The organism is Mycobacterium asiaticum, assembly GCF_001668675.1.
GTDB classification, from domain to species: Bacteria; Actinomycetota; Actinomycetes; order Mycobacteriales; family Mycobacteriaceae; genus Mycobacterium; species Mycobacterium asiaticum_D.
Genome location: NZ_LZKQ01000051.1, coordinates 96,253 through 121,182, shown reverse-complemented (window position 1 = coordinate 121,182; position 24,930 = coordinate 96,253). Strand labels below are relative to the sequence as shown.

At 60.7% G+C, this 24,930-nt stretch carries 21 protein-coding genes; 15 read left to right on the top strand and 6 right to left on the bottom strand.

Going from position 1 to position 24,930, the window contains the following annotated elements; translation table 11 throughout:
• Nucleotides 1–41: 41 nt before the first annotated feature.
• Entirely contained in the window at nucleotides 42–1,589 is a 1,548-nt protein-coding gene (locus A9X01_RS05315; protein ID WP_155771937.1) for a glycosyltransferase family protein, read from the top strand.
• Between the two features lie 158 nt (nucleotides 1,590–1,747).
• On the opposite strand, the gene A9X01_RS05310 is transcribed toward A9X01_RS05315, so the two are convergent.
• On the bottom strand, nucleotides 1,748–2,260 hold the full coding sequence (locus A9X01_RS05310; RefSeq protein WP_065119726.1) for a GtrA family protein: 513 nt from the start codon (nucleotides 2,258–2,260) through the stop codon (nucleotides 1,748–1,750).
• Between the two features lie 316 nt (nucleotides 2,261–2,576).
• Here A9X01_RS05310 and A9X01_RS05305 point away from each other — a divergent pair, with 316 nt between their 5' ends.
• The 4 genes from A9X01_RS05305 to A9X01_RS05290 all read left to right on the top strand — a co-directional run bounded on the left by A9X01_RS05305 (nucleotide 2,577) and on the right by A9X01_RS05290 (nucleotide 8,512).
• Nucleotides 2,577–3,845 carry a nucleotide sugar dehydrogenase gene (locus A9X01_RS05305; protein WP_253848943.1) on the top strand — a complete coding sequence of 423 codons (1,269 nt, stop codon included), beginning with the start codon at nucleotides 2,577–2,579 and terminating at the stop codon, nucleotides 3,843–3,845.
• The gene (locus A9X01_RS05300) at nucleotides 3,842–4,861 is read left to right on the top strand and encodes an NAD-dependent epimerase/dehydratase family protein (protein WP_065119722.1); all 1,020 of its coding nucleotides are present in this window, start codon (nucleotides 3,842–3,844) and stop codon (nucleotides 4,859–4,861) included. Before A9X01_RS05305 ends, A9X01_RS05300 begins: the two co-directional genes overlap by 4 nt.
• Nucleotides 4,825–6,381: a glycosyltransferase gene (locus A9X01_RS05295; RefSeq protein ID WP_253848941.1), complete on the top strand. Its 1,557-nt coding sequence runs from the start codon at nucleotides 4,825–4,827 to the stop codon at nucleotides 6,379–6,381. The genes A9X01_RS05300 and A9X01_RS05295 overlap by 37 nt, the downstream gene beginning before the upstream one ends.
• Nucleotides 6,382–6,766: 385 nt before the next feature.
• Complete coding sequence (locus A9X01_RS05290) at nucleotides 6,767–8,512, top strand: hypothetical protein (RefSeq protein WP_253848940.1); 1,746 nt, start codon at nucleotides 6,767–6,769, stop codon at nucleotides 8,510–8,512.
• 167 nt (nucleotides 8,513–8,679) lie between these two features.
• Here the strand turns inward: A9X01_RS05290 and A9X01_RS05285 are convergent, their stop codons facing one another.
• Nucleotides 8,680–9,426 carry a TylF/MycF/NovP-related O-methyltransferase gene (locus A9X01_RS05285; protein WP_065119718.1) on the bottom strand — a complete coding sequence of 249 codons (747 nt, stop codon included), beginning with the start codon at nucleotides 9,424–9,426 and terminating at the stop codon, nucleotides 8,680–8,682.
• A gap of 345 nt (nucleotides 9,427–9,771) precedes the next feature.
• Between A9X01_RS05285 and A9X01_RS05280 the strand changes: the two genes are divergently transcribed.
• The 6 genes from A9X01_RS05280 (at nucleotide 9,772) to A9X01_RS05260 (ending at nucleotide 17,839) form a co-directional block, all read left to right on the top strand.
• Nucleotides 9,772–10,836: a glycosyltransferase family 2 protein gene (locus A9X01_RS05280; protein WP_216638893.1), complete on the top strand. Its 1,065-nt coding sequence runs from the start codon at nucleotides 9,772–9,774 to the stop codon at nucleotides 10,834–10,836.
• Nucleotides 10,837–10,846: 10 nt separating this feature from the next.
• Entirely contained in the window at nucleotides 10,847–11,359 is a 513-nt protein-coding gene (locus tag A9X01_RS05275; protein WP_253848938.1) for a GtrA family protein, read from the top strand.
• A complete protein-coding gene (locus tag A9X01_RS28775) occupies nucleotides 11,356–12,216 on the top strand; it encodes a glycosyltransferase family 2 protein (RefSeq protein ID WP_081282215.1) in 861 nt (286 codons plus the stop codon). Before A9X01_RS05275 ends, A9X01_RS28775 begins: the two co-directional genes overlap by 4 nt.
• Before the next feature lie 57 nt (nucleotides 12,217–12,273).
• The gene (locus tag A9X01_RS05270) at nucleotides 12,274–13,815 is read left to right on the top strand and encodes a glycosyltransferase family 87 protein (RefSeq protein ID WP_065119714.1); all 1,542 of its coding nucleotides are present in this window, start codon (nucleotides 12,274–12,276) and stop codon (nucleotides 13,813–13,815) included.
• A gap of 156 nt (nucleotides 13,816–13,971) precedes the next feature.
• Nucleotides 13,972–15,441: a hypothetical protein gene (locus A9X01_RS05265; RefSeq protein WP_155771936.1), complete on the top strand. Its 1,470-nt coding sequence runs from the start codon at nucleotides 13,972–13,974 to the stop codon at nucleotides 15,439–15,441.
• A gap of 472 nt (nucleotides 15,442–15,913) precedes the next feature.
• Nucleotides 15,914–17,839 carry a hypothetical protein gene (locus tag A9X01_RS05260; protein ID WP_065119710.1) on the top strand — a complete coding sequence of 642 codons (1,926 nt, stop codon included), beginning with the start codon at nucleotides 15,914–15,916 and terminating at the stop codon, nucleotides 17,837–17,839.
• A gap of 16 nt (nucleotides 17,840–17,855) precedes the next feature.
• On the opposite strand, the gene A9X01_RS05255 is transcribed toward A9X01_RS05260, so the two are convergent.
• Nucleotides 17,856–18,512, bottom strand: a complete 657-nt coding sequence (locus A9X01_RS05255) for a class I SAM-dependent methyltransferase (RefSeq protein WP_065119708.1) — start codon at nucleotides 18,510–18,512, stop codon at nucleotides 17,856–17,858.
• Between the two features lie 140 nt (nucleotides 18,513–18,652).
• Here A9X01_RS05255 and A9X01_RS05250 point away from each other — a divergent pair, with 140 nt between their 5' ends.
• Nucleotides 18,653–19,426: a glycosyltransferase family protein gene (locus tag A9X01_RS05250; RefSeq protein WP_065119759.1), complete on the top strand. Its 774-nt coding sequence runs from the start codon at nucleotides 18,653–18,655 to the stop codon at nucleotides 19,424–19,426.
• 122 nt (nucleotides 19,427–19,548) lie between these two features.
• The gene (locus A9X01_RS05245) at nucleotides 19,549–20,307 is read left to right on the top strand and encodes a phthiotriol/phenolphthiotriol dimycocerosates methyltransferase (protein ID WP_065119706.1); all 759 of its coding nucleotides are present in this window, start codon (nucleotides 19,549–19,551) and stop codon (nucleotides 20,305–20,307) included.
• Between the two features lie 73 nt (nucleotides 20,308–20,380).
• Here the strand turns inward: A9X01_RS05245 and A9X01_RS05240 are convergent, their stop codons facing one another.
• Genes A9X01_RS05240 through A9X01_RS05230 form a run of 3 tightly spaced genes read right to left on the bottom strand, consistent with a single transcriptional unit; the run spans nucleotide 20,381 to nucleotide 22,856 of the window.
• Nucleotides 20,381–21,172 carry an ABC transporter permease gene (locus A9X01_RS05240; protein WP_081282214.1) on the bottom strand — a complete coding sequence of 264 codons (792 nt, stop codon included), beginning with the start codon at nucleotides 21,170–21,172 and terminating at the stop codon, nucleotides 20,381–20,383.
• Entirely contained in the window at nucleotides 21,169–21,912 is a 744-nt protein-coding gene (locus tag A9X01_RS05235; RefSeq protein ID WP_065119700.1) for an ABC transporter permease, read from the bottom strand. The genes A9X01_RS05240 and A9X01_RS05235 overlap by 4 nt, the downstream gene beginning before the upstream one ends.
• Complete coding sequence (locus A9X01_RS05230; RefSeq protein ID WP_065119698.1) at nucleotides 21,909–22,856, bottom strand: daunorubicin/doxorubicin resistance ABC transporter ATP-binding protein DrrA; 948 nt, start codon at nucleotides 22,854–22,856, stop codon at nucleotides 21,909–21,911. The genes A9X01_RS05235 and A9X01_RS05230 overlap by 4 nt, the downstream gene beginning before the upstream one ends.
• Before the next feature lie 165 nt (nucleotides 22,857–23,021).
• On the opposite strand from A9X01_RS05230, the gene A9X01_RS05225 reads away from it, so the two are divergent.
• Complete coding sequence (locus tag A9X01_RS05225; RefSeq protein WP_065119697.1) at nucleotides 23,022–23,684, top strand: class I SAM-dependent methyltransferase; 663 nt, start codon at nucleotides 23,022–23,024, stop codon at nucleotides 23,682–23,684.
• Between the two features lie 6 nt (nucleotides 23,685–23,690).
• The gene (locus tag A9X01_RS05220) at nucleotides 23,691–24,926 is read left to right on the top strand and encodes a glycosyltransferase (protein WP_065119695.1); all 1,236 of its coding nucleotides are present in this window, start codon (nucleotides 23,691–23,693) and stop codon (nucleotides 24,924–24,926) included.
• Nucleotides 24,927–24,930 lie beyond the last annotated feature (4 nt).

Here is a 24,930-nt window from a genome sequence, read left to right as displayed (position 1 = left end):
CCGCCCTAGTGCAGCTCTGCCCGAGTGCACCCGGGTGACCGATGCCTGCATCGGACACCTCAAACCCCGCTGAAACGGAACTTGGAAGTAGCGGAGCGGCCCGTGGCCTGACGAATCACATCCGCCGATCGGTGAATCCATTCGTGGCGTGGTTGACTGGGTCGATCCTTGTTGGGACGTTGATCCGCATCCCGCAGCTGTCCCACCGTCTCAACGAGATGCATCAGTTCCGTCAAACCCAAACAACCTATGTAGCACTACAATTCGCCCGTCACGGTATTAATTTGTTGCATACTCCGCTGCCGGTGTTTGGGCCGAATGCCGATGTGCCGATGGAATTTCCGCTTGCCCAGGCCATGGCCGCGCTGCTTATCCGCGTGGGAATTGGTCCTGATTCGGCGATGCGCATCGTCGGGCTGGTGGGGTTTCAGGTCTCGGCAATCCTCTTGGCCCTGCTGATTCACCGGTGGCACGGCAAGCTCACCACGATCGTGGTGGTGGTGCTGTTTGAGCTTTCGCCGTTCGGATTGGCATGGGGCGCAGCGGCGCTTGTAGACTTCCCTTCTGTCGCGTTTTCTCTCGGTATGGTTGTCGGCCTTGACTTTTGGTTTTGCAACCGGTCGAGCCTCGGGTTGATTCTGGGTTCTATCAGTGCGTGGTTTGCTTTTCTGGTGAAGACGACCACTCCACCGGCGTGGTGTGTGCTTGTGCTGGTTTCGGCTGTATCGGCATATGCGACAAACCGGTCGTGGAGACGCGTGGTCGTCGGGTTGGCGGCCGGACCACTACCTGGTATGGCGCTGGGGCTAGCGTGGGCTCGGCACGCCGACGCCATCAAGGAACAGAACCCCCTGGCGCGGTACTTCACCAGCGGGCAGCTGGAGGATTGGAATTTCGGGCTACTTGATCAACGGCTGAACCCGATCACCTATGCCCCGGCGCTAATCAGGATCGGTTTAGAGATCGCGGGACCGCTTTTTCTAGGCCTGGTCTTCGCCGTGTTCGGCATCAAGTGGGCGCCCACGAGATTCGAGCGCTTCCGCCGCGCGGGTTGGCTTGCCACCACGATGTTCGCACCGCTGGTGCTTTTGAACCTGTACTTCACCCACAGCTACTACCTCATTGCTGTCTACCCCGCGCTCGTCGCGGCGGTCGGGATAGGGATTGTTGCGGTTGCTCGACGAGTGCGGTCGGATACGGCCGTTTTTGCCGCCGCCGCGACCGGTCTCGTCGTGATCGGCTCAGCTGTCCCGCTCTATAACCCAATGCAGTGGGCAATGGCGCCGCCACCCGACGTGAATGCCCAGCGTGTGAAGGCTGTCACCCGCCCGGATGATCGCATCGTGATGCTGGGCTGCGACTGGGACCCCACGATTCTCTATTACGCCGATCGGCAGGGCTTGATGTTGCCGGACTGGCTCCTTCCATACCCCAAACGGGTGGACGAAATATGGTCCAGGGTGGACGTTAACAACTATCGCTACTTATTCACCTGTAACCTTCGCCTCGACCTTGCGAAGTATCTGCCCGTTGGGCACTCCGTAATACCGGGGCCAACACCGGGATTGTGGACTATCACTACCCGGTGACAGCCGGCGCCACGTGAATGAGCGCCACAGACGTCCCGCGGCGTCCGGGAACCGATGTGTCTGGCCTGCGGGAGTGCTGGTTGCTGGTAGTCATAGGCCGTCGCGCGGACGGTTGCGTAATCAGAGGTGCGGAGGCTTGGTGGAGCCGGTTACCCAGATCATGGGGTCCGAGACAACTGCAGCTCCCGTGTTGGGATTGCGCGAGAACTGGTCAGCGGCTGCTCGTGATGAGTGTCCTTGAAGAGCCATCGATCAAGGACGAAGAAGCGGCCAATCCACGCGATCCCGAACCCGCAAAGTTGCACGATGAAGATGGCGGTACCGCGAACGAGCGTTGTTCGATCGACTGTTACCTGATCGACGAGGTGCGTAAACCACGTAGCCAGCGAGACGCCGAGCAAAACAACCACCCAGAACACGAGCATGTTCTTGCGGATGTTCTCACTTGTCGTCCGCCGCCACACGAAGTGCTTGTTTGCAAAGAAATTGGGCACGGTCACTATGGTCGCGGCCAACAGTGACGCCGCGGTGTAGTTGTCGAGGCACGGTCCTAGGACTTGGATGAGGCCCTGCCCTAACGGCATGAAAGCAGCCGCCACACCCACGTAGCGCAGTTTCTTCCGCGCGTCGTGCGTGCTGGCATAGGCGGTGAATCCCCCTCCGAACCCCATGCCTGCAACTTACGCAATCGTCGTTGCTGACGGGCTAAAACTGCTGAAACGGATCCGCGCGAGGCCCGCTGGCCGCGTAGAGGAGTGATGCGCCATCTCCTAGGGCGTGTATATGTTGAGTGGCATTCGTGCCAGCCCAGCACGGCTCACCTGCAGCAGCACGTAGAGCTAAAAGATATAACTGGATTTCGCAGGAAACGGCGGTGGGGCGGCCGCAGATTTCGTACGCTCGTCCCAACAAGGTTCTCACCCTGGTCAGTGAAGGCTGCACGCTCGCGGCCGGGACGTGAGGCATCGGGTCGATTCAGGGAGGCTGGTGGTTCGCGTGGCGGGTCAGCCGAGTAAGCGTATTTGCATTGTCGGTGGTGCCGGGCACGTCGGTTTGCCCTTGGCGTTGGTGTTGGCTGATGTGGGCTACCACGTGGATATCTTGGATACCAATGCCGCAGCGTTAAAAACCATCATGGCCGGCAGCATGCCGTTCGTTGAGAACGGTGCTGAGGAGCTGCTCAAGCGGTTGTTGCCGACGGGTCGCCTCGCGGCAAGTACCGATTCATGGATCGTGCGTAATGCCGATGTGGTGATTTGTGTGGTGGGGACGCCGGTAGATGAGTACCTGACTCCGCAGGCGCATACGTTTTTCCGCATCATCACGGAGATCAGTCCATACTTCCGCGATGACCAGACGTTGGTGTTGCGCAGCACGGTGTATCCGGGCTTGACGCAGCGTGTTCATGATTCGTTGCGGGAACGCGGAATTGGTGTTCATGTAACTTTCTGTCCGGAGCGCATCGCGCAGGGACATTCGATCCGTGAGTTGCGGGTGATTCCGCAGATCATCAGCGGCTTCGATGAGGAGGGCATTGGTGTGGTTCGCGAGCTCTTCTCGCAGATCACCAGCGAAATTATTGAAGTGGAGCCTCAGGAAGCGGAGCTGGCGAAGCTGTTCTGCAATGGTTATCGCTACATTCAGTTCGCGGTCGCGAACCAGTTCTACCTACTGTGCCGGGAGGCGGGGCTCGATTTCGATCGTGTCCATCATGCGGCGACATTCAAGAACAGTCGGGTCGATAGTCTTCCGAGGGCTGGGCTGGCGGCGGGTCCGTGTCTGTTGAAAGACACGATGCAGCTGGCAGCTTTCAGTAACAACAACTTCATGTTGGGGCATTCGGCGATGTTGATCAATGAAGGCCAGCCGCAGTTCATCGTCAATATGCTCAAGCGTCGGGTTGACCTGCGCGATAAGACGGTTGGCATCCTCGGCATGACATTCAAGGCCGATTGCGATGACACACGCGACTCGTTGAGCTTCAAGCTGCGTCATCTGCTGATGCTCGAGGCCAAGGAGGTGATCCGCCATGACCCATTCTTGGACGGGCCGGACTATTTCCCACTGGACACCGTGGTGGATCGGGCAGATGTCATTGTTGTGGGGGTGCCGCACACGCAGTATCGGGGTTTGCGCGTCCCCAGGGGCAAGATTGTAGAGGATGTGTGGAGCTGCTTGGACGTGAGTGAGCTGGGCGAGAGTGCCCTGAACGGATCCGAATTGGCCACGCTGGGTGCGGGGGCTGCGGCCCGGTGAAGGTTCTGGTCACAGGAAGCGCTGGCTTCATCAATGGCTACGTGGTCGAAGAGTTGCTGCGAGCCGGTCATGAAGTCGTTGGGATCGACAACTACTCGAAGTACGGTCCGGTCGCTAAGAGCTATGACAACCATCCCAACTATCACTTCGTCGAGGGTGACGTCAAAGACGTTGACCTGATGTGCCGTCTGGTCGAGGGTTGTGAGCAGATGGTGGCCAGCGCCGCCCGTATCGGCGGCATCACCTATTTCCATGAGTACGCCTATGACCTGCTGGCCGAGAACGAGCGCATCGCGGCCGCTCACTTTGATACCGCGATCTATGCGTACAAGAAGGGCTGGCTGAAGAAGATCAATGTCATCAGCTCGTCGATGGTATTTGAGAACGCAACAGTGTTTCCCACGCCTGAGAAACACATCACTGAATGTCCGCCTCCGACAAGCACCTACGGGTTTCAGAAGTTGGCGTGTGAGTACTTCGCGCATGGCGCCTACGAGCAGTACGGGTTGCCGTATACGATCATTCGTCCGTTCAACTGCGTGGGTACCGGCGAGCAGCGGGCACTGGGTGGACGTGAAATCCCCAGCGGCAACGTGAAATTGGCGATGAGCCACGTGGTGCCGGACTTGGTGCAGAAAGTCGCTAAAGGTCAAGATCCGCTACATATTCTCGGGGATGGCACGCAGGTGCGCCACTACACCTACGGCGGCGATCTGGCCAAGGGCATCCGCACGTGTATGGAGCATCCGGCCGCCCTCAATGACGACTTCAATCTGTCCACGCCGCAAGCCACGACCGTGCTCGAACTCGCCGATCTGATCTGGACCAAGATGCGCCCCGGAATCCCGTTCCGCTACGAAAGCGACCCCCCTTTCGAACACGATGTCCAACTACGCACGCCGGATGTCCACAAAGCATCTGAAGTTCTTGGCTACTCCGCGACCACCACGCTTGACACCATGCTCGATGAAGTCATCCCGTGGATTGTCGACGCAGTCAAGACTGGAACCATCTGACCTGCATGGGTGCTAGTCGCAAGAATCACCAACCGGCCATAGGCGGCGACGATCTACAGAAGCTCTACCGTCAGCGATTCGGACACAATCTCGAGGCGCGCTCTGCGCTGTGGAGTGTTTTGGTTCGTGACTTCTTCCAAGCGTGGATCAAGCGCAGCGACACAGTTGTCGACTTGGGTTGCGGCTACGGCGAATTCCTGAATCATGTCAAGGCCGCGCGTCGGATCGGCGTAGACCTCAATCCGGACAGCGGCAATCTTCTTGAGCAGGGGATCGAGTTCTATCATTGCCGAGCCGATGACCTGAGTGCGTTGGAAGAAGAGTCGGTCGACGTCGTCTTCACCAGCAATGTACTTGAGCACCTGCAGAGCAAGGCTGAAGTCGATCGCACCATCGCCGAGGTCAGGCGGGTGCTCAAGCCGGGCGGGCACTTCATCGCCCTGGGACCGAATATTCGCTTCGTTGCCGGCGAGTACTGGGATTTCTGGGATCATATGGTGCCCATCAGCGACCGCTCGCTGATCGAAGTCCTTGGCATTCACCAGTTCAAAATCCTCGATACCCATGACCGCTTTCTTCCGTACTCGACATACTCCCCGTTGCCCCAAGCTCCTTTTCTGGTGCAGCTCTATCTACGTTCCCGATCAGCCTGGCCGCTGTTCGGCAAACAATTCCTGATACGGGCCCAGAAGCCGGTCTCACCGTCAGAAGACGACCGTCTGATAAGCGTCGTCATCCCGGTATACAACGAGGGCGAGAACATCCAGATCTGTCTCAGAAGGCTCAGCTCAACGCTGGCTGACACACCCCACGAGCTGATCGTCTGCTACGACTTCGATGAAGACACCACCCTGCCGGCAATCGAGGCAATGCCTGACCGCCCGGCGACGGTACGCCTCGTCCGGAATGCCCTCGGCAAGGGCGTCGCCAACGCCCTGATTGCCGGATTCGCCGCCGCACGCGGCGATGTGATCGTCACCAGCATGGCTGACTTATCAGACCCGCCCTCGGTCATTCCGTTGATGGCGGCCAAGATCCGCGACGAGGGAGCCGACGTGGTCAGCGGGTCCCGGTATATGCCCGGCGGCTCCCAGACCGGAGGACCTCGATTAAAGACCCTGATGTCGCGGACGGCTGGGCTCAGCCTGCACTACGTCGGCGGTCTGCCCACCCACGACGCCACCACCAACTTCCGGGGTTACAGCCGCCGGTTCCTCCGAGAGGTGGCTGTAGAAAGCGAGCGGGGGTTCGAGGTGGGACTGGAGCTCACGACGAAAGCCCATTTGCTCGGCTACCGGGTCGATGAGGTCGCGAGTAGCTGGGAAGACCGGGCCGCCGGTACAAGCAAGTTCGATCTCAAGGGCTGGCTGCCGGCGTATCTGCATTGGTACGGAGTGGCGATGCGACGTCCGCTTATGCATTGGGCAAGCGGCGGGATTGCAGGGTTCGCGGCATTCCGGGCGATCCGGAGGTACAAACACGGAGACGATCGGCTCCGTAGCGCCCAAAGGGTTCGCTGACGGACCGATTCAGCGAATAAGAGTTTGTCTGATGCGTAGAGATCAATGATGTGCTGGGCGACTGCACTCGTTCGGCGGTCCATTCCGCGCTTATCGTCGGTACAGTTTAGCCGCGCACGCCGCTCAAATTTTCCCTTGCGGGAGGTTGGCTGACTTGTCAATGACCAAGCGGGTGAGATATCGGTTGAAAGAAAATAATTGGACATGTCGCGGTCGCGGTGCAGAGCGCTTGGCAGGAATTAGGACGTGGATTTCTGCTACTACGTGGGGCTCCGCTCGTTGGCAACAGGCTTTAGCGGCCGCGATCGCGATGTTCATTATTGCGCCTCACTCGTCGGTCGAGGCTAGCGTCGGCCTCGACCCATCATGGGAGGCAGTCGTTGCTTTGGCGACGCTCCAGCGCATTCCGTGGGGGCCGGGGGTTGTGTTCACCTACGGGCCCCTCGGATACTTGCAGACCACTGCGTACTATTCGCCGATCCAGGCGGCGGTTGCCACCATCTATCAGTACGTCGTCGTCGCGGGTCTCTTCCTCGGAATTGCAGCGGTGTTGAGGCAGCGTTGCGCGCCGATGGTGTCGCTCATCGGAGCATTTTTGACCACCTGGATGGCCGCCATCCTCCAAGTCGGGCACGGAACCGCACTTGGCATGATGTACCCCGAGCTGGCAGTTCTCGCGGGGTTAGCCTGGGCGTCGGTCCCAATGATGCAGGAATCCCCCCGACGTTCGACGGTATTCGTCACTTGCTGTGCGCTGGGTGGCATCGCAGGACTGCAACTACTGGTGAAGTTCAACACCGGCCTCACCATTTTCGTTATGGCACTCGCCACGTCGGTCTTATTCGGCTGGCGCGCCATCGGAAGGCACCTGGCGACCGCGGCGGCTTTTGCGACGGCCACAGTCCTCTTTTGGGTACTTACCCAGCAACCGCTGGGGAACTTACCCGCTTGGCTAAGGTATAGCAGTGAAATCCTCATCGGATACAACGGGTCGCAAGCCTTACCATTGACGCGTTCTGCTGTACCAGCGATCGTCCTGACCACCGCCTGGGTGGCGGTGCTGTGCGTGGTGTTCGTGCGCTGTCCACAAATTCCTCGCCGATTCGTGCTTCTCGTTGGTCTCCTAACTTTGATAACCGTCAAAAGTGCCTTCGGACGCTTCGACATTTGGCATTTCAGCATGCTGTTGGGCGTAATAGTTGTTGCGGTAGCGCTCGTTCCGCATCTGTCCCCGTTGCGGCGTGGGCTGGCATTGTTCGCTGTGGTATTCGTTTTCGCATTCAACGACGGCGCAATCCTCGTCGTACGTAGAGTGGTGACAGCGGCGGAGGGCCCTGCCCAAACAATCGATCGTTTGGTCACGATCGCGGTGCCGGGACGGGCCCAACAACGGATCGAACGCGCCAGGGCGAAGCAACGTGTGTCCTACGACGTTCCGGAGCGCTTCATCAAAACTATTGGCTCACAGTCGGTTCACATCGATCCCGACGAGACGTCGGTCGTATGGGCCTACAACCTCACCTGGCACCCGGCCCCGGTGTTTGCGACGTACTCGGCATATACGCCATCACTTGACAGGCTGAACAGCAACGCGCTGGTTGACGGTCCCGATTACGTTTTATCTCGCGTCTCAGGAAAATCACCCGCAATCGGTATCGACAACCGGCTCGGAACCCAAGAGTCGCCACTGTATTCGCGTGCGCTACTTTGCAATTACACGCTTAATGGGGTGGAAAACCATTGGGCACTGTTCACCCGCGTCGAGCCTCGCTGCGGGCCGCTTACTCCCGTGTCAGGAGTCAATGTCGACGACCCGGTCAAGGTCCCATCGCCCAGCGGACCAGACAAAGCGATCTTGGTAGCGATAGACCTGGAGCCAACCCTCGTCGATCGACTTTTTACTGGCAGCCTAATCCCGCTGATCACTTTCACCGTGGTGCTGGACGGAGTCACCTATCGATTGGTCGCCGGAAACGCAGCCGAGCCATTTCTGGTCGTCAGCCCGGCAACGGTGGTCGGCACAAACCTCGACATCCACGCGCACACTATTGCCATCGGTCGCAGCCGCTCGCTGGGCCAGGATAGCGTTCACGCCCACTTGCGATTCTTCGAGATGAGCGTAAAGCCATGACTTATTCGCGAACTCGGAGTGCTCGTTCACACAGCGCAGATCTCGACGTCAGTACCCGCCAAACCGTTGGAAGAGCTATAGGCGCCCCTCAACGCCGGGTGCTGATGTCCATGGCTGCTGAAAACACTCCAAAATGGAAATCAAACGCACCCGAACGCAATAGGTCGTTACGCGGGCGGCTTGATCAGTAACGCTTGGCCTCCGGTCGCCAGGCGCAAGATCTGCAGGCCTCGTTCTTCGGCGAAACGGTCGTAGCCCAGCTTCTGCTGGTAATGGCGCGGCCAGCCGTAGTCGTCCATTATGACTATGCCGAACGGCGAAATCCTGGGCCAAAAGTACTCAAGTGCCGCGATTTCTGGTCCGGTGCAATTCATATCTAAGTGCAGGTACGCGATTTTCTCACTTTGCACTTGGTCGAGCGTGTCCGGCACTGTGCCGCGGACCAATCGAACGAAGTCCATACCAGCGAAGTTCGCCTTCACCCGCTCATAACAATCCGGGTAATCCATGTAGCCGGCATGAGCCTTTTCCTCCGGCGTCAGCTGAGAGCGGTCAAACCCCTGGAAGGTATCGAGTAACCAAAAGCGTTTTCCGAGGCGAGCAAAGTCGGTGTGGGTTATCGCCGCCATCGCGGTTCCCCCGTGATCCACCCCGCACTCCACAAAGTCGCCTTCGACCGCTGCAGCGTGGTTAGCTGCCCAACATAAGACATGGATTCGCCACCGAACATTCCACCGGCCAAAAGAACCGGTGGCTTTTGCAGCTGCGTAAACACGTTTGAAGTGTTCCGTGTTACGGAAATCCGCGTTGGTCGTGGTGAAAAGCCCGTCTTCGTAGAAGCTGGTCCGCAGTCGCCGCGCCATGAAAAGAGTGTTTGCTATCGGATGCGGCAGATTCTGAACGAAACTTCGCACTTGTTCTCTCCTTATGCTGCTTAGTCGCTGCCGCGGTCACCGACGCGCAGCGAAGCGATGGCAGAGATGACAGTCGTGTCGTGGCACACCTGAGTCACCGTGTCCGATACGTGAGACTACGTTGGTTTCGTAGTCGATGAGGAAACCGGTCGCGGCATCTGCCAGAGTTCAGGCCCCACTACGGGTCAGAGTCCGGGGTTGCGCTTTCGGGGAACGGCGGCCGCACATCGGTGGATCGGTCGTCCGGGCAGAGCCCGATTCGCTGCGGCGTTAACGCCTGGTCACAGAAGACTTGCCTGGTGAGGCGCGATGCAATCGCGAGGCCGAGCTTGAGGTTAAGTTCGCGTGGCGGAAATCCTGAAAGACCTGCGGGGCATGAAGCTGAGAATTACATTAGGGCACATGGCTGTGCTGAGTCGCCCGGCAGTCTCAGTCGTAGCACCATGTTTCGACGAGGAAGACGTGCTGCCGCTGTTTCTGGACCGGGTTGGGGGAGTCCTAGAGAAGTTTGGCGGGACAAGCGAGATTGTGCTGGTCGACGACGGTTCTCGCGATCGGACCTGGGAGATCATCGAAAAGGCCTCGGTTGAGGACCCACGTGTTGTCGGCGTTCGGTTGATGCGTAATCACGGCCACCAGTTGGCACTTACCGCCGGACTGAGTGTGTGCCGAGGCGAGCGCGTGCTCATTATCGACGCCGATCTGCAGGATCCGCCCGAGCTGTTGCCCGACATGATGGCTCTCATGGACGAGGGTGCCGATGTTGTCTACGGCCAGCGGCGCCACCGTGAGGGTGAGGGCGTGTTCAAGCGGAGCACCGCAGCCATCTTCTACCGCCTGATCGGCCGCATGACTGAGGTTGACATTCCTAGCGACACAGGTGATTTCCGTTTGATTACCCGCCGGGTGCTAGACCTCTTGATCTCCATGCCGGAACGCCACCGATTCGTCCGCGGACTGGTGTCCTGGATTGGCGGTAAGCAGGTGCCGCTGGTCTATGACCGCGACGCTCGAGCGGCGGGTGTGAGTAAGTACCCGTTCACGAAAATGCTGCGTTTCGCGGCCGACGCAATCACCTCCTTCTCGATGGTGCCGCTGAAGCTGTCGATCATTCTCGGCTGGACGATGGCGTTTATTGGCTTTGCTGCTGCTCTCAACTCCATCCGGGGAGCAATGCTGGGACAAACGGTCCCAGGCTGGAGCTCGCTGATGGCCGCAATCGGTCTGCTTACTGGCGTTCAGTTTCTGATGCTTGGCATCATCGGTGCTTATCTCGGACGCATGTACGACCAGAGTAAGGGCCGACCGCTGTTTTTGATCCGTGACATGGTCGGCGGCGCCGAAGGCTCGGTCGCCGCTGCGGACCAAGCTGGAGCTATGTTCAGCGCACCGCCGACCACGTCGGCTTGAGAGCTCGTCAGTGACATTCGACGAATTTGCGGGTACCTACCCGCGAGTTGCGCCGCCGGCGGGAATGACTGGCTCTCCTGGGCCGCTGTTCAGGCTGGTCCGAGACCAGAGGGTAGCGTTCCTAATTGTCGGCGGCCTGAACACTGCAATCGGCGCCGTTTGGTTCATGTTGTTTCTCTGGCTCCTCCCTCGGGGCGCCGCAGGTTATATGAGCGCGTTGCTTTGTGCACATGTAGCGGCAGTGTTGTGCGCGTTTGTTTTATATCGCAGGTTTGTTTTTGTGGTCACCGGGCACGTGCTGCGCGATTTGGCCAGATTCGAGCTCGTTAACCTCACTGTCTTAGGGTTCAATCTGGCCGCCCTGCCTTTTCTGGTCGAGGGGTTGGGCTGGCCAGTTCTGCCCTCGCAGTTCGCGATCGCCGGCGCGACCGTCGTATTTAGCTGGTTCGCGCACCGAGGGTTTTCGTTTCGCCGCAGCCCCGCAGCACCCGAACCGGCTGAGCCTCAACAAGCCACGCCATGACACCACGGGTATCGGTTGTCGTTCCGGCGTACAACAGTGCTGAGTTTATCTGCGCCACAATGGATTCGATTCTGGCGCAATCTTTCCAGGATTTCGAGTTGTTGGTCTCTGATCACAGCTCGACCGATGGAACCTGGGAAGCGCTGCAAGAGTTCGTCAAAGATCCGCGGGTTCGCCTGAGTCGCCTTCCTTTCGGCGGTGGGGCGCCCGCCAACTTCAACGCTGTTACTGCCCTTGCCACTGGTGAATACGTGAAGCTGGTGTGTGGTGACGACTTGCTGAGACGAGACAGCCTCTCTGAGCAGGTCGCCGCATTGGACGCTCACCCATCTGCTGTATTGGCAGCGAGCCCCAGGGACGTCATCGACGCCTGCGGAAGGCCGGTACTGCGGAACCGGGGGTTGGCGGGACTCCGCGGTGAGGTCACCGGCGCCGAGGCGATACGTCGAACTGTGCAAGCTGGTACGAACATTTTCGGCGAGCCCGCGTCGGTGTTGTTGAGGCGGTCAGCGTTAACGGCCGTGGGCGGTTGGGACAGTAAGTTCCCCTACCTGATTGATGAGGCAACTTATTGCGCGGTGCTGCTGCGAGGCGACCTTGTCGCGGTGCCGCGCCCACTAGCCGCATTTCGGGTTAGTGAATCGCAATGGAGTGTGAAGTTAGTACGCGCGCAGGCTGAGCAAGCGGTGGGTTTCAGGCGGTTTTTTGCCGCGGCGCATCCGGGCGTGGTCACTCGTAGCGACTTATTGCTCGGCACCGCGCGAGCGCGTGCAAACGCGGTGGCACGTAGGGCGGCATATCGGTGGCTCGGCCATCGTATGCGGCGCCAAGTCTCTCACCAGAGCGGAGCCGACTGACCTCGCTGGGCAGGTCCGGCATGCCAAGTATCGTCTTGCGGGGAAGGGGGGCGGGCAATGAAACATCCTCTTGAAACACTGCGGGATGCGACCAGCGGGATCAGGCAACGGTTGTCCGGGATCGCAAACCAGTCGGAGCGCACGATATTGCTGAGCACTGTCTTGCTGGTGACCTCGCTTTCGGCGGCCGCTGGATTCGTTCTCACACAATACTTCTCGGTCGATGTGATTTCGTCTCTCCTTTACTTTCCGGAGGACTGCTGGCGTGACTGGGGTGCGAAAATCGGCCGGCACTGCTTCAGCGACTACATATGGCAGGCGGACGCGGCGCTGCGGGCCGACCCGTGGAAGCCCTATCCGGTGTTCCTTCCTCCCGACTACCGGCCCTACAACAACCCTTACTCCGCTGCGGCGACGGTGCCGCACGCGGCCTTCGGCCTCCTCGGCAAGTTGCTAGGTTCCGCGCGCCTCGGGCTGTTGGCCTACTTGCTTGCATTGACAGTGGCCGTGCTCAGTCCGGCAGTCTGGGCTGCCCGTGGTGCCCGTGGCTTGGAACGCGTTGTGGTGTTCGTGACGTGCGGGGTGGCGGCCATCCCGGCATGGACGGTGATCGACCGAGGCAACTCCCTCGGATTCTTGGTGCCGATCGCACTGGTTTTCCTGATTGCGCTACAGCGTCGACGGTGGGGACTCGTCGCGCTCATGATTGTGTTGGCGTCGCTGGTGAAGCCACAATTTGCGGTATTGGTATTCGCGCTGTTCGCCGCGCGGCAATGGCGCTGGGGAGGGATTGCGGCGATTGGCGGTGTGGTCACGAACGTCGCTGCCTATCTGCTGTGGCCGCAAGATTTCCCGGGGACGGTGCTGCAATCAGTGCACAACGCTCTTGGTTCTGGTTCGTTTCAGGCCCTGGTGCTGCACGTCAACGTGTCTTTCGGCAGAGGGCTGCTGCTGATTCCTGACGCCATCAAGGCCAACGCCTCGGGGGGAGTGGTGCCGGAGGGCTACCTCGCCGGGCTGCGATCACAGATCGGATACGTCGTCCTGCTGGTCATCGTCATCTCGGTTCTGGCGCTCGGTCGGCGGATTTCCCCAGCCATGGTCGGCATCGTACTGCTCTCGGCCGCGTCTTTGTTCCCCGCTTTGAGCCACCGTTATTACCTCGTGTTCGTACTGCCAGTTGCTGCGCTGATAGTGCGTGATCCCGATGGACCGCCCGGCTGTGGAATCTTCGAGAGGTTGTCGGTGCTTGGCGACCGGCGCCGCGCGGTCGGCATCTGTGTAAGCATCGCCGCGGCCCTGACGCTCGCCCAAACAGTGGCACCAGGTCCAATAGTTCAAGCCCCGATCGCCGGTCAGATGGGTGTCATCGGCAATGTCGACACGCGGGCCATAATCCCGGTAACGACGGGTGCGCTGGCGCCGCTTCTGTGGCTGCTCGCTTGCGCTGCCATTATTGTTTCGTACGCGCGACGGCCTGCTCTTTCAATGCGTAGCGAGTTGCAGGTGACTGGCACAGGCGCTCCGGGTACGGCAGGCGAGAGCTCGCCAATGACCAGGGATCACATCGCGGAGCTTCCCTCGGAGTCGCCGAGGTAAGCGTGCGTCGGGATGACCGTGCGGTCAATACAATTTGGTTGACAATCAGCTTCGGGCACGGCTCGTCACGGATGGACGACTTTGAACAATAGGAATGAAACACCAGAGACGAGGCCAGACGGATTGCCCTCGGGGGTGAGTCTTACTGACCAACCTGTGGATAGAGGTCTCAAGTCACCATTGCGATTTTTTACAGCATGGCCGCTGGGCTTGATCACGCTTGGGACCCTAATCCGCTTGCCGCAGCTATGCCACGGTCTGAACGAAATGCACAGTTTCCGCCAGACCCAAACAGCTTATGTGGCACTGGAATATGCCAGGCGCGGTATCAACGTGATACACACGCCATTACCGGTCTTCGGCCCCAACGCCGACGTGCCGATGGAGTTTCCGCTTGTTCAAGCCGCTGCTGCAGTGCTAATCCGTTTAGGTGTCAACTCTGATTCTGCCGTACGAATCGTTGGACTGTTAGGGTTCCAGGCAGCTGCAATCTTATTGGGAATGCTCGTTTTCCGTTGGCACGGGCGCTTCACTGCGATCGTAGCGCTGGCGCTGTACGAGTTTTCGCCCTTCGGCTTGGCCTGGGGCGCGGCTGCACTTATCGAATTCCCCGCCGTTGCTGCGTCGCTTGGCATGGTCGTGGGCCTGGATTCATGGTTTCGAACTGGTACGCGTGTCGGTTTGCTAACAGGGGTCGTCAGCTGTTGGTTCGCGTTCCTAGTAAAGGCCACTACGCCACCGGCGTGGTGCGTGCTACTCGCGGTTTCGGCGTTAACGGCGTACCTATCGACACGTTCTTGGGGTCGTATTGTCACCGGGTTCTTGGTGGGCCCGGCGATTGGTGTTGCCCTAGCTTTCGCGTGGGTTCGCTACGGAGATTCGATAAAGATCCGCAACCCCCTGACCAAGTTCTTATTCAGCGGAACCATGCACGATTGGAACTTCGGATCCGTCAAACAGCATCTCAATCCAAGCACATATGCTCCGCCACTACTGAGGATCAGCACTGAGATCGCTGGTCCAATCGGGCTGGGGTTAGTCCTCTCAATCGCCGGGATTGTATTAGCACGTAAGAAGATTGAACGCATTCGCCGCCTGGGCTGGCTGGCCACCGCAGCGACCGCGCCCATGCTGTTCTTGAACCTCTATTACGTGCACAATTATTATCTGATCGCGGTATTCCCGGCCATTATTGTCGCCGTCGCAATAGGTATTGTTGAGATCGCTCAACGAGCACCTGGCAAGGATTGGCTCATCACCGCGATCCTTGCTGCGCTCGTTATCGTTGGATCAGCTGCTCCTCAGGACATCTCGCAATGGACGCACAATCCCACGACTGACCCCCTGGCCAAAGAACTGCAGGCCGTCACTGGACCCAGCGATCTCATCGTGGGCGTAGGTTGCGGGTGGAACCCGCAGACGCTGTACTTTGCTGATAGGCGAGGATTGATGCTATGGGAGTACAACAACGTTGACGTCTGGAAACACGAGAATATCGACGACTACCACTACCTATTCAGCTGCGAACCTGCCGTAAACGCCAAGGAGTACCTCCCTGTCGGTTACGTGTTAATCGCAACATCGGCGCCGAGGGTGTGGCGAGTGGCCAAGGTGCGCGGTGCATGACCATACGTGTAGATCATTGAGGTCCAAGGGCCAATGTGAAAGCCCCTTACTACGAAACTAGTTCCGCCGTTGCTGGCACGGCCCGCCCATTTATGACCCTGACCGCATTGCGTCGCCCGCTATTTCGACTTAACAATGCGGTACCTCTTGGCCGAGAGCCGAGCCGACCTGCGCAAGGTCGCTTTATCATGCAACGTCGCGGTGATACTTAGATCGTGGCCGGACCGCTCGTTGCGGGCGGCGGATCCCCTTGGAAATTAGCAGCTTTGACGCGAACAGCGTAGAAGCCACTACTTGGTGCCGATTGTCACGCTTGTGCTATCGGCCTCGACTTCAGTCAAGTCGATGGCCATTTCACCAAAGCCGGCATGCTGTTCGCAGCCAACCTCGCAGTTTCTTGACGAGGTCGAGTTGGTTCGTTCTCAGCCACCAAGGCACCGGGTGATCTCATGCGGCTTGATAGTTTGCGGGAGTGGTACTGACCGGATCAGAGCGCCTGCGAACGTGGTCTTCGACGACAACTTGGGGCTCGGCCCGTTGGCAGCGCGCCCTCGCGGCGCTTGTCACCGCCGTGATCGTGCAACCACAGTGGTCTGTTGACGCAGGGGTGGGGGTCGACCCGTCGTGGGAGGCGGTACTCGCGCTGGCCCCGCTCCACCACCTTGCGTGGGGCCGGGACGTCGTCTTCACCTATGGCCCGCTCGGATTTCTGCAAACCGTGTCGTACTACTCGTACGGCCAGTCCGTGCTGGCCAGTCTCTATCAGATGGCGGTTGTGGCCGCACTGTTTCTGGGCGTGTGCGCCGTCCTCCGGCTGCGCTGCGCCCCCATGACGTCGCTCCTCATCGCGTTCGCCACGACCGCCGGCATTGCGACTCTTCAAGTCACCCACGGCAATTCGTTGGGCCTGATGTACCCCGAGTTGGCCATCCTCGCGTCTCTGGCCTGGGCGGCGGTGCCGATGTTGCAGCAGAACGCATCACAATCCACGATGTTCATCACCTGCGTCGCCATCGGCCTGGTCGGTGGCCTCCAGCTGTTGGTGAAGTTCAATACCGGATTCACGACGTTGGCAATCGGGTTGGCCGCATCGGTGCTGCTCGGCTGGAAAGCCGTTGGGCGACATTGCGCAACAGTGGTCGCGTTTGGGGTATCCGTGGTGATCTGCTGGCTGCTTGCGGGTCAACAGCTGGAGAATTTGTTCGCTTGGTTGAAGTACAGCGCCGCCATCGTGGCGGGCTACAACGAAGCGCAAGCGGTGCCGCTGCCGCTGTATGCCATTCCCGCCCTGTTGATGGCCTTACTGTGGGTAGGTGCCCTCTGTTGGGCGTTTGCGCGGGGCGGCACGGACATCCCGCGTAGCTTCATCGGTCTCGTCGGTGTCGCCACGTTGATCACGGCCAAGAGCGCATTCGGGCGTTACGACCTGTGGCACATCAGTATGTTGGTCGGCCTCATCGTGGTCTCGGTCGTTCTGGCCCCTTTTCCCAGGGTCCGCCTGCGCGCCATCGCGTTGGCCGCGGTGGTGCTTGCTTTCTTAGTCGCTGGCGGGCCGCCCGCCCTCCGGGATCGCTCCATTGCCGCTTTGCAGGCGCCGGCGCAGTCGGTCGGACGCCTGACGACACTGGCGCTCCCCGGGCGGTTCGACCATCGCATCCAGCAAGCCAAAGCACGTCAACGTGAGTTCTACGCCGTCCCGGACCGTTTTCTCACCACCATGGGTTCCGGAACAGTCCACGTTGACCCTGTCGATACCACGGTCGTGTGGGCGTACAACCTGGCGTGGCAGCCGGCGCCCGTATTCGCGACCTACTCGACGTATCTGCCCGCTCTCGATCAGCTGAACAGTGATTCGCTCAGTGGGCGCACCGATTTCGTCCTCTCACGCGTATCGACGGCTTCACCCGCGGCCGGCATCAACGGCCGCCTTGCCGCGCAGGAATCGCCCCTGTATTCCCGTGCGTTGCTGTGCAATTTCGCAGTGGCCGGCGTCGAGAACAAGTGGGCTCTATTCACCCGCAGTGCACAGCATTGCGGGCCACTCACCAAGATTTCGGAGGTGGAGGTATCCGGGAACGGATCCGTCAAAGTTCCCGCACCCAGTGCGCCGGATATGGCCGTGCTGGTGGGGATCGACCTCAACCCGACGATCATCGATCGGTTGTTCCAAGGCACGATCCTCCCGCTGACCACCCCAACAGTGACCCTTGACGGGACGAGTTATCGCCTTGTCACCGGCAACGCAGCCGAGCCATTCCTCGTCAACACGCCGGGCTCAGTTCGGGGCACCAATCTCGAGATACACTCGCACGCAATCGGTGTCGGCCGGTCCCGGGCGCTGGGCCAGGGCCCCGCCAATGCACGGCTGCGATTCTACGAGATGCGTGTAACTCCCTGAGTCGTCCGGCCGAACCTCACCCGTTAGGCGCCGCCACGCACGCGTACTGAAGATAGAGGCCGTCGGCGAAGTATCCAAGGCTTAGGACATTGGCAAGCAACCACAGGCCCCCGTAGTGGGCGTTGATTCCTTTGATGCTCTGCATCGTAAAACCGGAATCCTCGAACATGCGCATCATGCTCTTGCGTGTGAAGAATCGAAGATGAGTGCGGTCGAAGATGCCGAAGTCCTCCTGCGGGAAGTCTTTCCGGAAGATGATCTTGCTCAGCGCCGGCAAAAAGCGGATGTTCGGGATTGAGGCGATGACGAGGCCTCCCGGGGCGAGCTTGCGGCGTAGCTGCTTGAGCGTTGCACCCGGGTCAACGAGGTGCTCCAGCACGTCGTTGCAAGTGATGACGTCGAAATGCCTGTCGGGGAGTTCGGCTATCCGCTGATCCGCGTCGCCGGCGAAAACGCGATCAAGGACCGCCGTCGCGGCGGCGGCCGCGCGCTCGTCGAACTCGATGCCCCAGACTTCCGCGCCGGTGACCTCTTTGATTCCGGCGCCGAATGCTCCCTCCGCGCAGCCAAGGTCCAGAACGCGTTTAGCCGTGGTTGGAACCAAACGCAGCATCTCCGGCCGAGTGTGGCGGTAGTACATCGTGAGGCCGGTCGGCTCTGCCGTCTTTCGCATGGGTTCCTGTCCTCTTTGTCTGACGCCTGAGCATAACCTTCCGCAACTTGGTCCGACTGGCGTTCGTGCCGCTAAGAAGCGATGGCGCCGGCTTGGCCAAACGGCCTCTGGCGTTTCTTGCTCCCAGGTACGGTGGCTTCGTGTCGGTCCTCATCACGGTCCCGGTTTTCGGCCAACACGAGTACACCCACGCGCTAGTTGCTGATCTGGAACGCGAAGGCGCCGAGTACCTCATCGTCGACAACCGCGGTGACTATCCCAAGGTCAGCAACGAGCGAGTCACCGCGCCTGGGGAAAATCTCGGCTGGGCCGGCGGCAGCGAGCTCGGATTCCGAATCGCCTTCTCCGAAGGCTATTCCCACGCCATGACGCTCAACAACGACACCCGCATCTCGAAGGGGTTCGTCGCGGGCATGCTCGACCCACGCCTGCCCGCAGACGCAGGAATCGTTGGCCCGGTGATCGACGATGGCTTCGCATGCGCGGTAACCGACGAGAAGCCCTCCGCAGCGGATTACCGTCCGCGACCTTTCTACCGTGATGTCCCTGCAGTAGAAGGGACTGCCCTGATGATGTCGCGGGAGTGCTGGGACACCCTCGGAGGAATGGATCTGGACACCTTCGGCCGCTACGGGTGGGGTCTTGATCTTCATCTCGCGTTGAGCGCGCGGGCAGCCGGCTACGGCGTCTATACGACAGAAATGGCGTACATCAACCACTTTGGCGGTAAGACCGCGAAGGTCCACTTCGGACGCAGAAAGTACGAGTGGGGCGCAAGGCTGGCGATGTTGCGCGGGCTGGTGAGGCTGCACGGCTGGCGCGCCACCATGGCAGTGGAGCGGACCTTGCGGCGGGAAGACAGGTGGCACAAGCAGGTGCCGCATGACTACACCACGCACCCGCTCGGTGAGTAGCAGCAAACGAAAAATCTTGTGGCTTGTGTCATTGGCGACCCGGATCCGCCACGCGCAGCCCGCATCTTTGCCATACTCACCCGGTGCCTTCTGCCATCCAAGTGAGATCCAGTTCGATCGTCATGAAACTCGTCGCGAAGTATGGATACCCCATCGGCACCCGCCTCATGGGCAAGGACGAAGTTCTATTCATCAACTGGGCTTACGAGGAAGACCCGCCGATGGCGCTTCCTCTGTCAGAGGCGGATGAGCCCGACCGGTACTACATCCAGCTGTATCACACGGTCGCGACCCAGGTGGACCTGGAAGGCAAGGACGTCTTGGAGGTCAGTTGTGGCCACGGCGGGGGCTCCTCCTATCTGGTACGGACGCAGAAGCCGGCCTCTTACACCGGCTTGGATTTGAACCCGACGGGCATCAAGTTCTGTCAGAAGCGGCACACGTTGCCTGGCCTAAAGTTTGTCCAGGGAGACGCCGAGAAGCTTCCATTCCCGGATGAGTCTTTCGATGCGTTGCTCAATGTCGAAGCGTCGCACCACTATCCCAACTTTCCCCGGTTCCTCAACGAGGTAGCACGCGTGTTGCGTCCGGGCGGGCATTTCCTCTACGCCGATCTGCGGGCCGTCCACCTGATTCCGGAGTGGGAGGAGGCGCTAGCCGCGGCCCCGCTGCAACTGGTATCCCAGCGCTCGATTGACGACGAAGTGAAGCGGGGTTTGGAGAAGAACTCGCCGCGGCTCGAGGAACTCATCAGCCGCAGGGTTCCGAAGATTCTGCAGAAGTTCGCTCGCAGCAATGGGGGAGTGCAGGGTGGACGGCTTTATAAGGGCGTCGAGATGGGCCTGTTCTCCTACCGGGTGTACTGCTTCAAGAAGGCGTGAGAACGCCTACCGGGTAGACCGCCCGCGCATCATGGCCTGAGTCAGAGTCGAGGCTGCTTTACGCCGGATGATGTCACGCGCTGCACTCGGCGGCGGACCGGTATCCACGCACGGCCAGCGGAATGAACACCGCGATCAGCGCTACCGCCCAGCCGAACGTCAGCCCCAGCGGCAACAACAACGGGCCTTCGTGGGCGAGCGCCCGCATCACCTCAATGGGGGGTGACATGGGTTGCATTCGGACCACCGGCTGCAGCCAGTGCGGAAACTGCGAGACGGGCGTGGTACCCGAACTGATGAAGACCAGGGCGGTGATGATGGCCGCCAGATAAGTCACGATGGCGCGGCCGTTGCTGCGCACTGCCAGCGTCATCACGAGTGCAGTGAAACCGACCACCACCAGCGGCGGAATCAGTATGTACGCCAGCGCGGTGTGCCAGCCGTGCGCGAAGCGCAGACCCATGGCCATTCCGACCGCGGTGATGAGGATGGTGCCCAGGAGCGCACGCGCGGCCTCGGCGGTCAGCCGTCCGGCAATGGCGCTTGCGCGGTGCACCGGCAGCACCCACATGCGACTGAGCAGGCCGGAGGAGCGTTCCATCGGAATGCCGACGGCGCCGCCCAGGGCGCCGAACATCCCCGCCAGCACCGCGCACATCGGCACCAGTCCATAGATGCTGTCCACGCCGGTGACCTTGTAAATCTGCTCGCCAAGTACTGCCTTGTACACCACCAGCAAACAGATGGGGAGAAGCACGGTACTGAGCACCGCCGCAGGTTCCCGCCGCCAGCGGATCATGATCCGGCCGGCATGCAGCCAACTCTGGGTGACCAGCGCAACCAGTGCGTTGCCTGTCGGGTTCATGCGCCGCGCCTCTGCATCCGCAGTGTGATCCCTCCAAAGACCAAGAGCATTCCCAAACACCACGCCATGGCTGCCGTCGCGTGGTTCGCCGGCACCTGCCCCCCGGCCAAACCCCGCAAGGTTTCGGCGGTGTGCGATACCGGCTGGTTGCGCACGAACGGCCGGATCCACTCCGGGAAGGTCTTCTCCGGAGCAACACCCGTGGACAGCAGGATCAGCACCAGCTGCGGGATCAGCAACATTTGGCTCGTCGTCTCGATGTTGCCGCCGCTGGACCCCAGTGCGTCAGCACCAAGGGACACCGCGAGGCAGAGCAAAAGTGCCAGAAAGACGAAGGCCAAGCCGGCGGGCAGGCCGCCGGTCACCCGGAAACCGAACGCGTAACCCGCGATCATGGTCGCCGTCAGCGCGATCGATGCCCGCACCAGCGTAGCCGTGATCCGCGCGCTTACCGGGGATATCGCCGCAATCGGCATGGTCCGCAGCCGCGTGCCCAGACCGAACACGCGATCGCGGCCGGCGCGGTCCGCGGTGAGCGCCGCAGCCATGATCATCGACTGGACGACGACCGCAGGCAGCACGTACTGGGGGTATGTCAGGTGGCCGGTGTCGATCAGGCCGTGCGTGGCCGTGGTGAGACCGACCAGCGTGACGATCGGCACGAACACCTCAAAGATGATCCCTGCGTCGCGCAGTGTGTTGCGCAGCGATCTTTCGGTGAGGGCGGCCAGGGCGGTCATGCTTGGGCGACGGGTTGGCTGGTGAGGTGCAGGAACGCCTCATCCAGTGAGGGCTTGCGCAGGGAAATGTCAGCAATTTCGATGCCGATCGCGTCGAGCCGGCGGAAAACTTCCGTCAAGGTGGCTACGCCGTCTCGGGCGAGCACGGATACCGAGTTCGTGTCGGAGTCGAGATCAATGCCTTCGAGTCCGGCAAGCGCCGACCCGACCTGCGACAGATCCGCGGGGTTGGCGGGCGTCACCTCGCAGTAGCAGGCACCCGCCTTGCGCTTGAGTTCGGCCGCGGTGCCACTGGCGATCACCTGACCGTGGTCAAAGACGATGATCGAATCGCTCAGGACGTCCGCCTCTTCGAGGTACTGGGTCGTGAGCAGCACGGTGACGTCCTGCGCAGCCAGGGAACTGACGATGCTCCACACGTCACGGCGGCTACGCGGATCCAGTCCGGTGGTGGGTTCGTCGAGGAACAGCACCTTGGGCGTGACGACCAATGCACTGGCGAGGTCAACCCGCCGCCACATGCCTCCCGAAAAGGTCGATACTCGCCGGTCGGCCGCCGCGACGAGGTCGAACTGCCCAATCAACTCGTCGGCGCGCGCCTTCGCTTGCTTGCGGCCAAGCCCGCGCATGCGTCCGAACAAAACCAGGTTCTCCCGGGCGGTGAGCATCGGGTCCACCGCGGTGAACTGTCCGGTTATCCCTATTTGGGAGCGCACTTTGGCTGCTTGACTGACGACGTCGTATCCAGCGACCACCGCGCGGCCCGAAGTGGGCCGGATCAATGTGCACAGGATGTTCAGCGTGGTCGTCTTACCGGCGCCGTTATGGCCCAGGATCGCGCACACCGAGCCCGCCGGAACCGAGAAATCCACCCCACGGAGAGCCGGCGCGGGCCCTCCAAACGTTTTCGTGAGGCCCTCGACCTCAACAGCATGCTGCCCCACGGGAGAAGTATTTCATGTTCGGTACGCGCGTGCTGGATTATCGCGGCATTCGGGGAAACGCCGCGTGTGACTCGCGTCTCCCGCAGTTGCCGTTGCCCAGAACGCCCTGCCGCCAGGGGCTGGACTGATAGTCTACGACCTTCACAGCTGATCGAACGGACCGAGATGACCGCCCTGCAACGCTTTTTCACCGATGATCGCCGGCGAACCGACCGCCGCGCGAACTGGCGGCGCGCGGGGCGGCGAGCGCAGGCGACTCTCATCCCGTGGTCCCCGAGGGTCCTGGGGAAGCGGCTGGAAAGCCAGGCGTTGATGCTCGGAGACCACATCGGTCGAGGCGACACGGTCCTGGACGTCGGGTGCGAAACGGGGCATCTGTGCCAGTACCTGGCGGAGATGCACGGTGCGATCACGACCGGGATAGACGTCCATGACGCGGTGACCACCCCCATCGACTTCAGTGTGTTTGACGGCAGGTCGATCCCTTTCCCGGACAATGCCTTTGACCATGTCGTTCTCAGTTTCGTGCTGCATCATTGCAACGACCCGATGGGGTTGATCAAGGAATGCCGCCGGGTCGCCCGGCGCAGCATCATTGCGTTCGAGGATCTGCCCGAGACCCGGGTGGAGAAGGCGCTGACCAAGTTCCACATCGGAGCCTTCCGGCTGGCATACCGGCTCGAAATAGCCGGCGATTACCGGACGGCCCTGCAGTGGATTGAGGAGCAGGCCGTCGAGGTGTCCGAGACGCCGCTACCGCTGGACTGGTTCGATGTGTTGTACCGCGTTCCGCACGTCATGTTGATCTACAAGCTCGCGAATGACTAAAGGTCGATGAAATTCGTCCTGTCGAGTTGCGGGACGCGCGGCGACGTCGAGCCATGCGCAGCAGTCGGGATCGAACTACTGCGCCGCGGGCATGACGTGGTCATGGCCACCCCTCCCGACCAGGTCGGATTCGTCGAGAGCATGGGCCTGACGGCGGTTCCGATGGGTCCCCCCACGGGAGAGATTCCGGATGTATTCGTCACCCCGTGGAGCATCAAGGATCCGATCAAACCGGTACGGGACGCGCTCGACCACGTCAACCAGCGCTGGGCCGACGTGAGCGGCAGGCTGAGGTCGGTGACGGAAGGTGCCGATCTTCTGTTTACGGGTGTCTCGTACCAGGAAGCCGCCGCCAACGTCGCCGAGTACTACAACATCCCTATGGCCGCGTGGCATCACGTCCCGATGCGCCCGAATGGCCATCTCATCTCCATCGTCCCAGCGCCCGTGCTGAGGTCGGCGATGAAGGTCAGCGACTGGGCGCAATGGCGATTGGTCAAGCGAGCCGAGGACGTGCAACGCGGTCAACTCGGGATAGCCAGGACCAAGGGGCCCGCGTCACGGCGAATGGCGGAGCGGGGATCGCTGGAGTTGCAGGCTTACGACGCGCTGTGTTTCCCCGGCTTGAGCCAAGAATGGACTGCGCGACGACCTTTCGTCGGTGCGTTGACGGCGGAGTTGCCGACCGACCTCGACGACGAGACGTTGAGTTGGATTGCGTCCGGTACTCCGCCGATCTACTTCGGCTTCGGCAGCATGCCGGTCAAGTCGCCGGACGAGATGGTGCGCACGATCATCAGGGCGTGCGAAGAGTTAGGTGAGCGAGCTCTAATCTGCTCCGGTGCAACCAAATTGACCGATGTGCCGGCGTCACCCCGAGTCAAGGTCGTGCGAGCGGTCAGCCACGCCGCGATTTTCCCTGCTTGTCGAGCAGTGGTTCACCATGGCGGCGCCGGTACGACCGCCGCCGGCTTGCGGGCCGGCGTGCCCACTCTGATTCTGTGGGTGGCCTCGGATCAGCCGATCTGGGCGGCGGTAGTGAAGCGACTCAAAGTCGGCAGAGCCCGGCGGTTTTCGCGCACCACGGGTAGGTCTCTCACCAAGGATCTGCGCAGGATACTCACACCGCAATGCGTTGAGCGAGCCCGAGAGGTCGCTGCCCAGATGACGAAGGCCACCACCAGTGTTGCTATGGCGGCCGACCTTTTGGAAGACGCTGCACGTGGTAAGCGGTTCTCCTGATATG

What these genes read in the sequence shown, in the direction of transcription:
- A9X01_RS05315 (WP_155771937.1), top strand. Translation starts at nt 42, where the DNA reads ATGCCTGCATCGGACACCTCAAACCCCGCTGAAACGGAACTTGGAAGT.
- A9X01_RS05225 (WP_065119697.1), top strand. Translation starts at nt 23,022, where the DNA reads ATGACCGCCCTGCAACGCTTTTTCACCGATGATCGCCGGCGAACCGAC.
- A9X01_RS05270 (WP_065119714.1), top strand. Translation starts at nt 12,274, where the DNA reads ATGAAACATCCTCTTGAAACACTGCGGGATGCGACCAGCGGGATCAGG.
- A9X01_RS05310 (WP_065119726.1), bottom strand. Translation starts at nt 2,260, where the DNA reads ATGGGGTTCGGAGGGGGATTCACCGCCTATGCCAGCACGCACGACGCG.
- A9X01_RS28775 (WP_081282215.1), top strand. Translation starts at nt 11,356, where the DNA reads ATGACACCACGGGTATCGGTTGTCGTTCCGGCGTACAACAGTGCTGAG.
- A9X01_RS05255 (WP_065119708.1), bottom strand. Translation starts at nt 18,512, where the DNA reads ATGCGAAAGACGGCAGAGCCGACCGGCCTCACGATGTACTACCGCCAC.
- A9X01_RS05245 (WP_065119706.1), top strand. Translation starts at nt 19,549, where the DNA reads ATGAAACTCGTCGCGAAGTATGGATACCCCATCGGCACCCGCCTCATG.
- A9X01_RS05220 (WP_065119695.1), top strand. Translation starts at nt 23,691, where the DNA reads ATGAAATTCGTCCTGTCGAGTTGCGGGACGCGCGGCGACGTCGAGCCA.
- A9X01_RS05240 (WP_081282214.1), bottom strand. Translation starts at nt 21,172, where the DNA reads ATGAACCCGACAGGCAACGCACTGGTTGCGCTGGTCACCCAGAGTTGG.
- A9X01_RS05235 (WP_065119700.1), bottom strand. Translation starts at nt 21,912, where the DNA reads ATGACCGCCCTGGCCGCCCTCACCGAAAGATCGCTGCGCAACACACTG.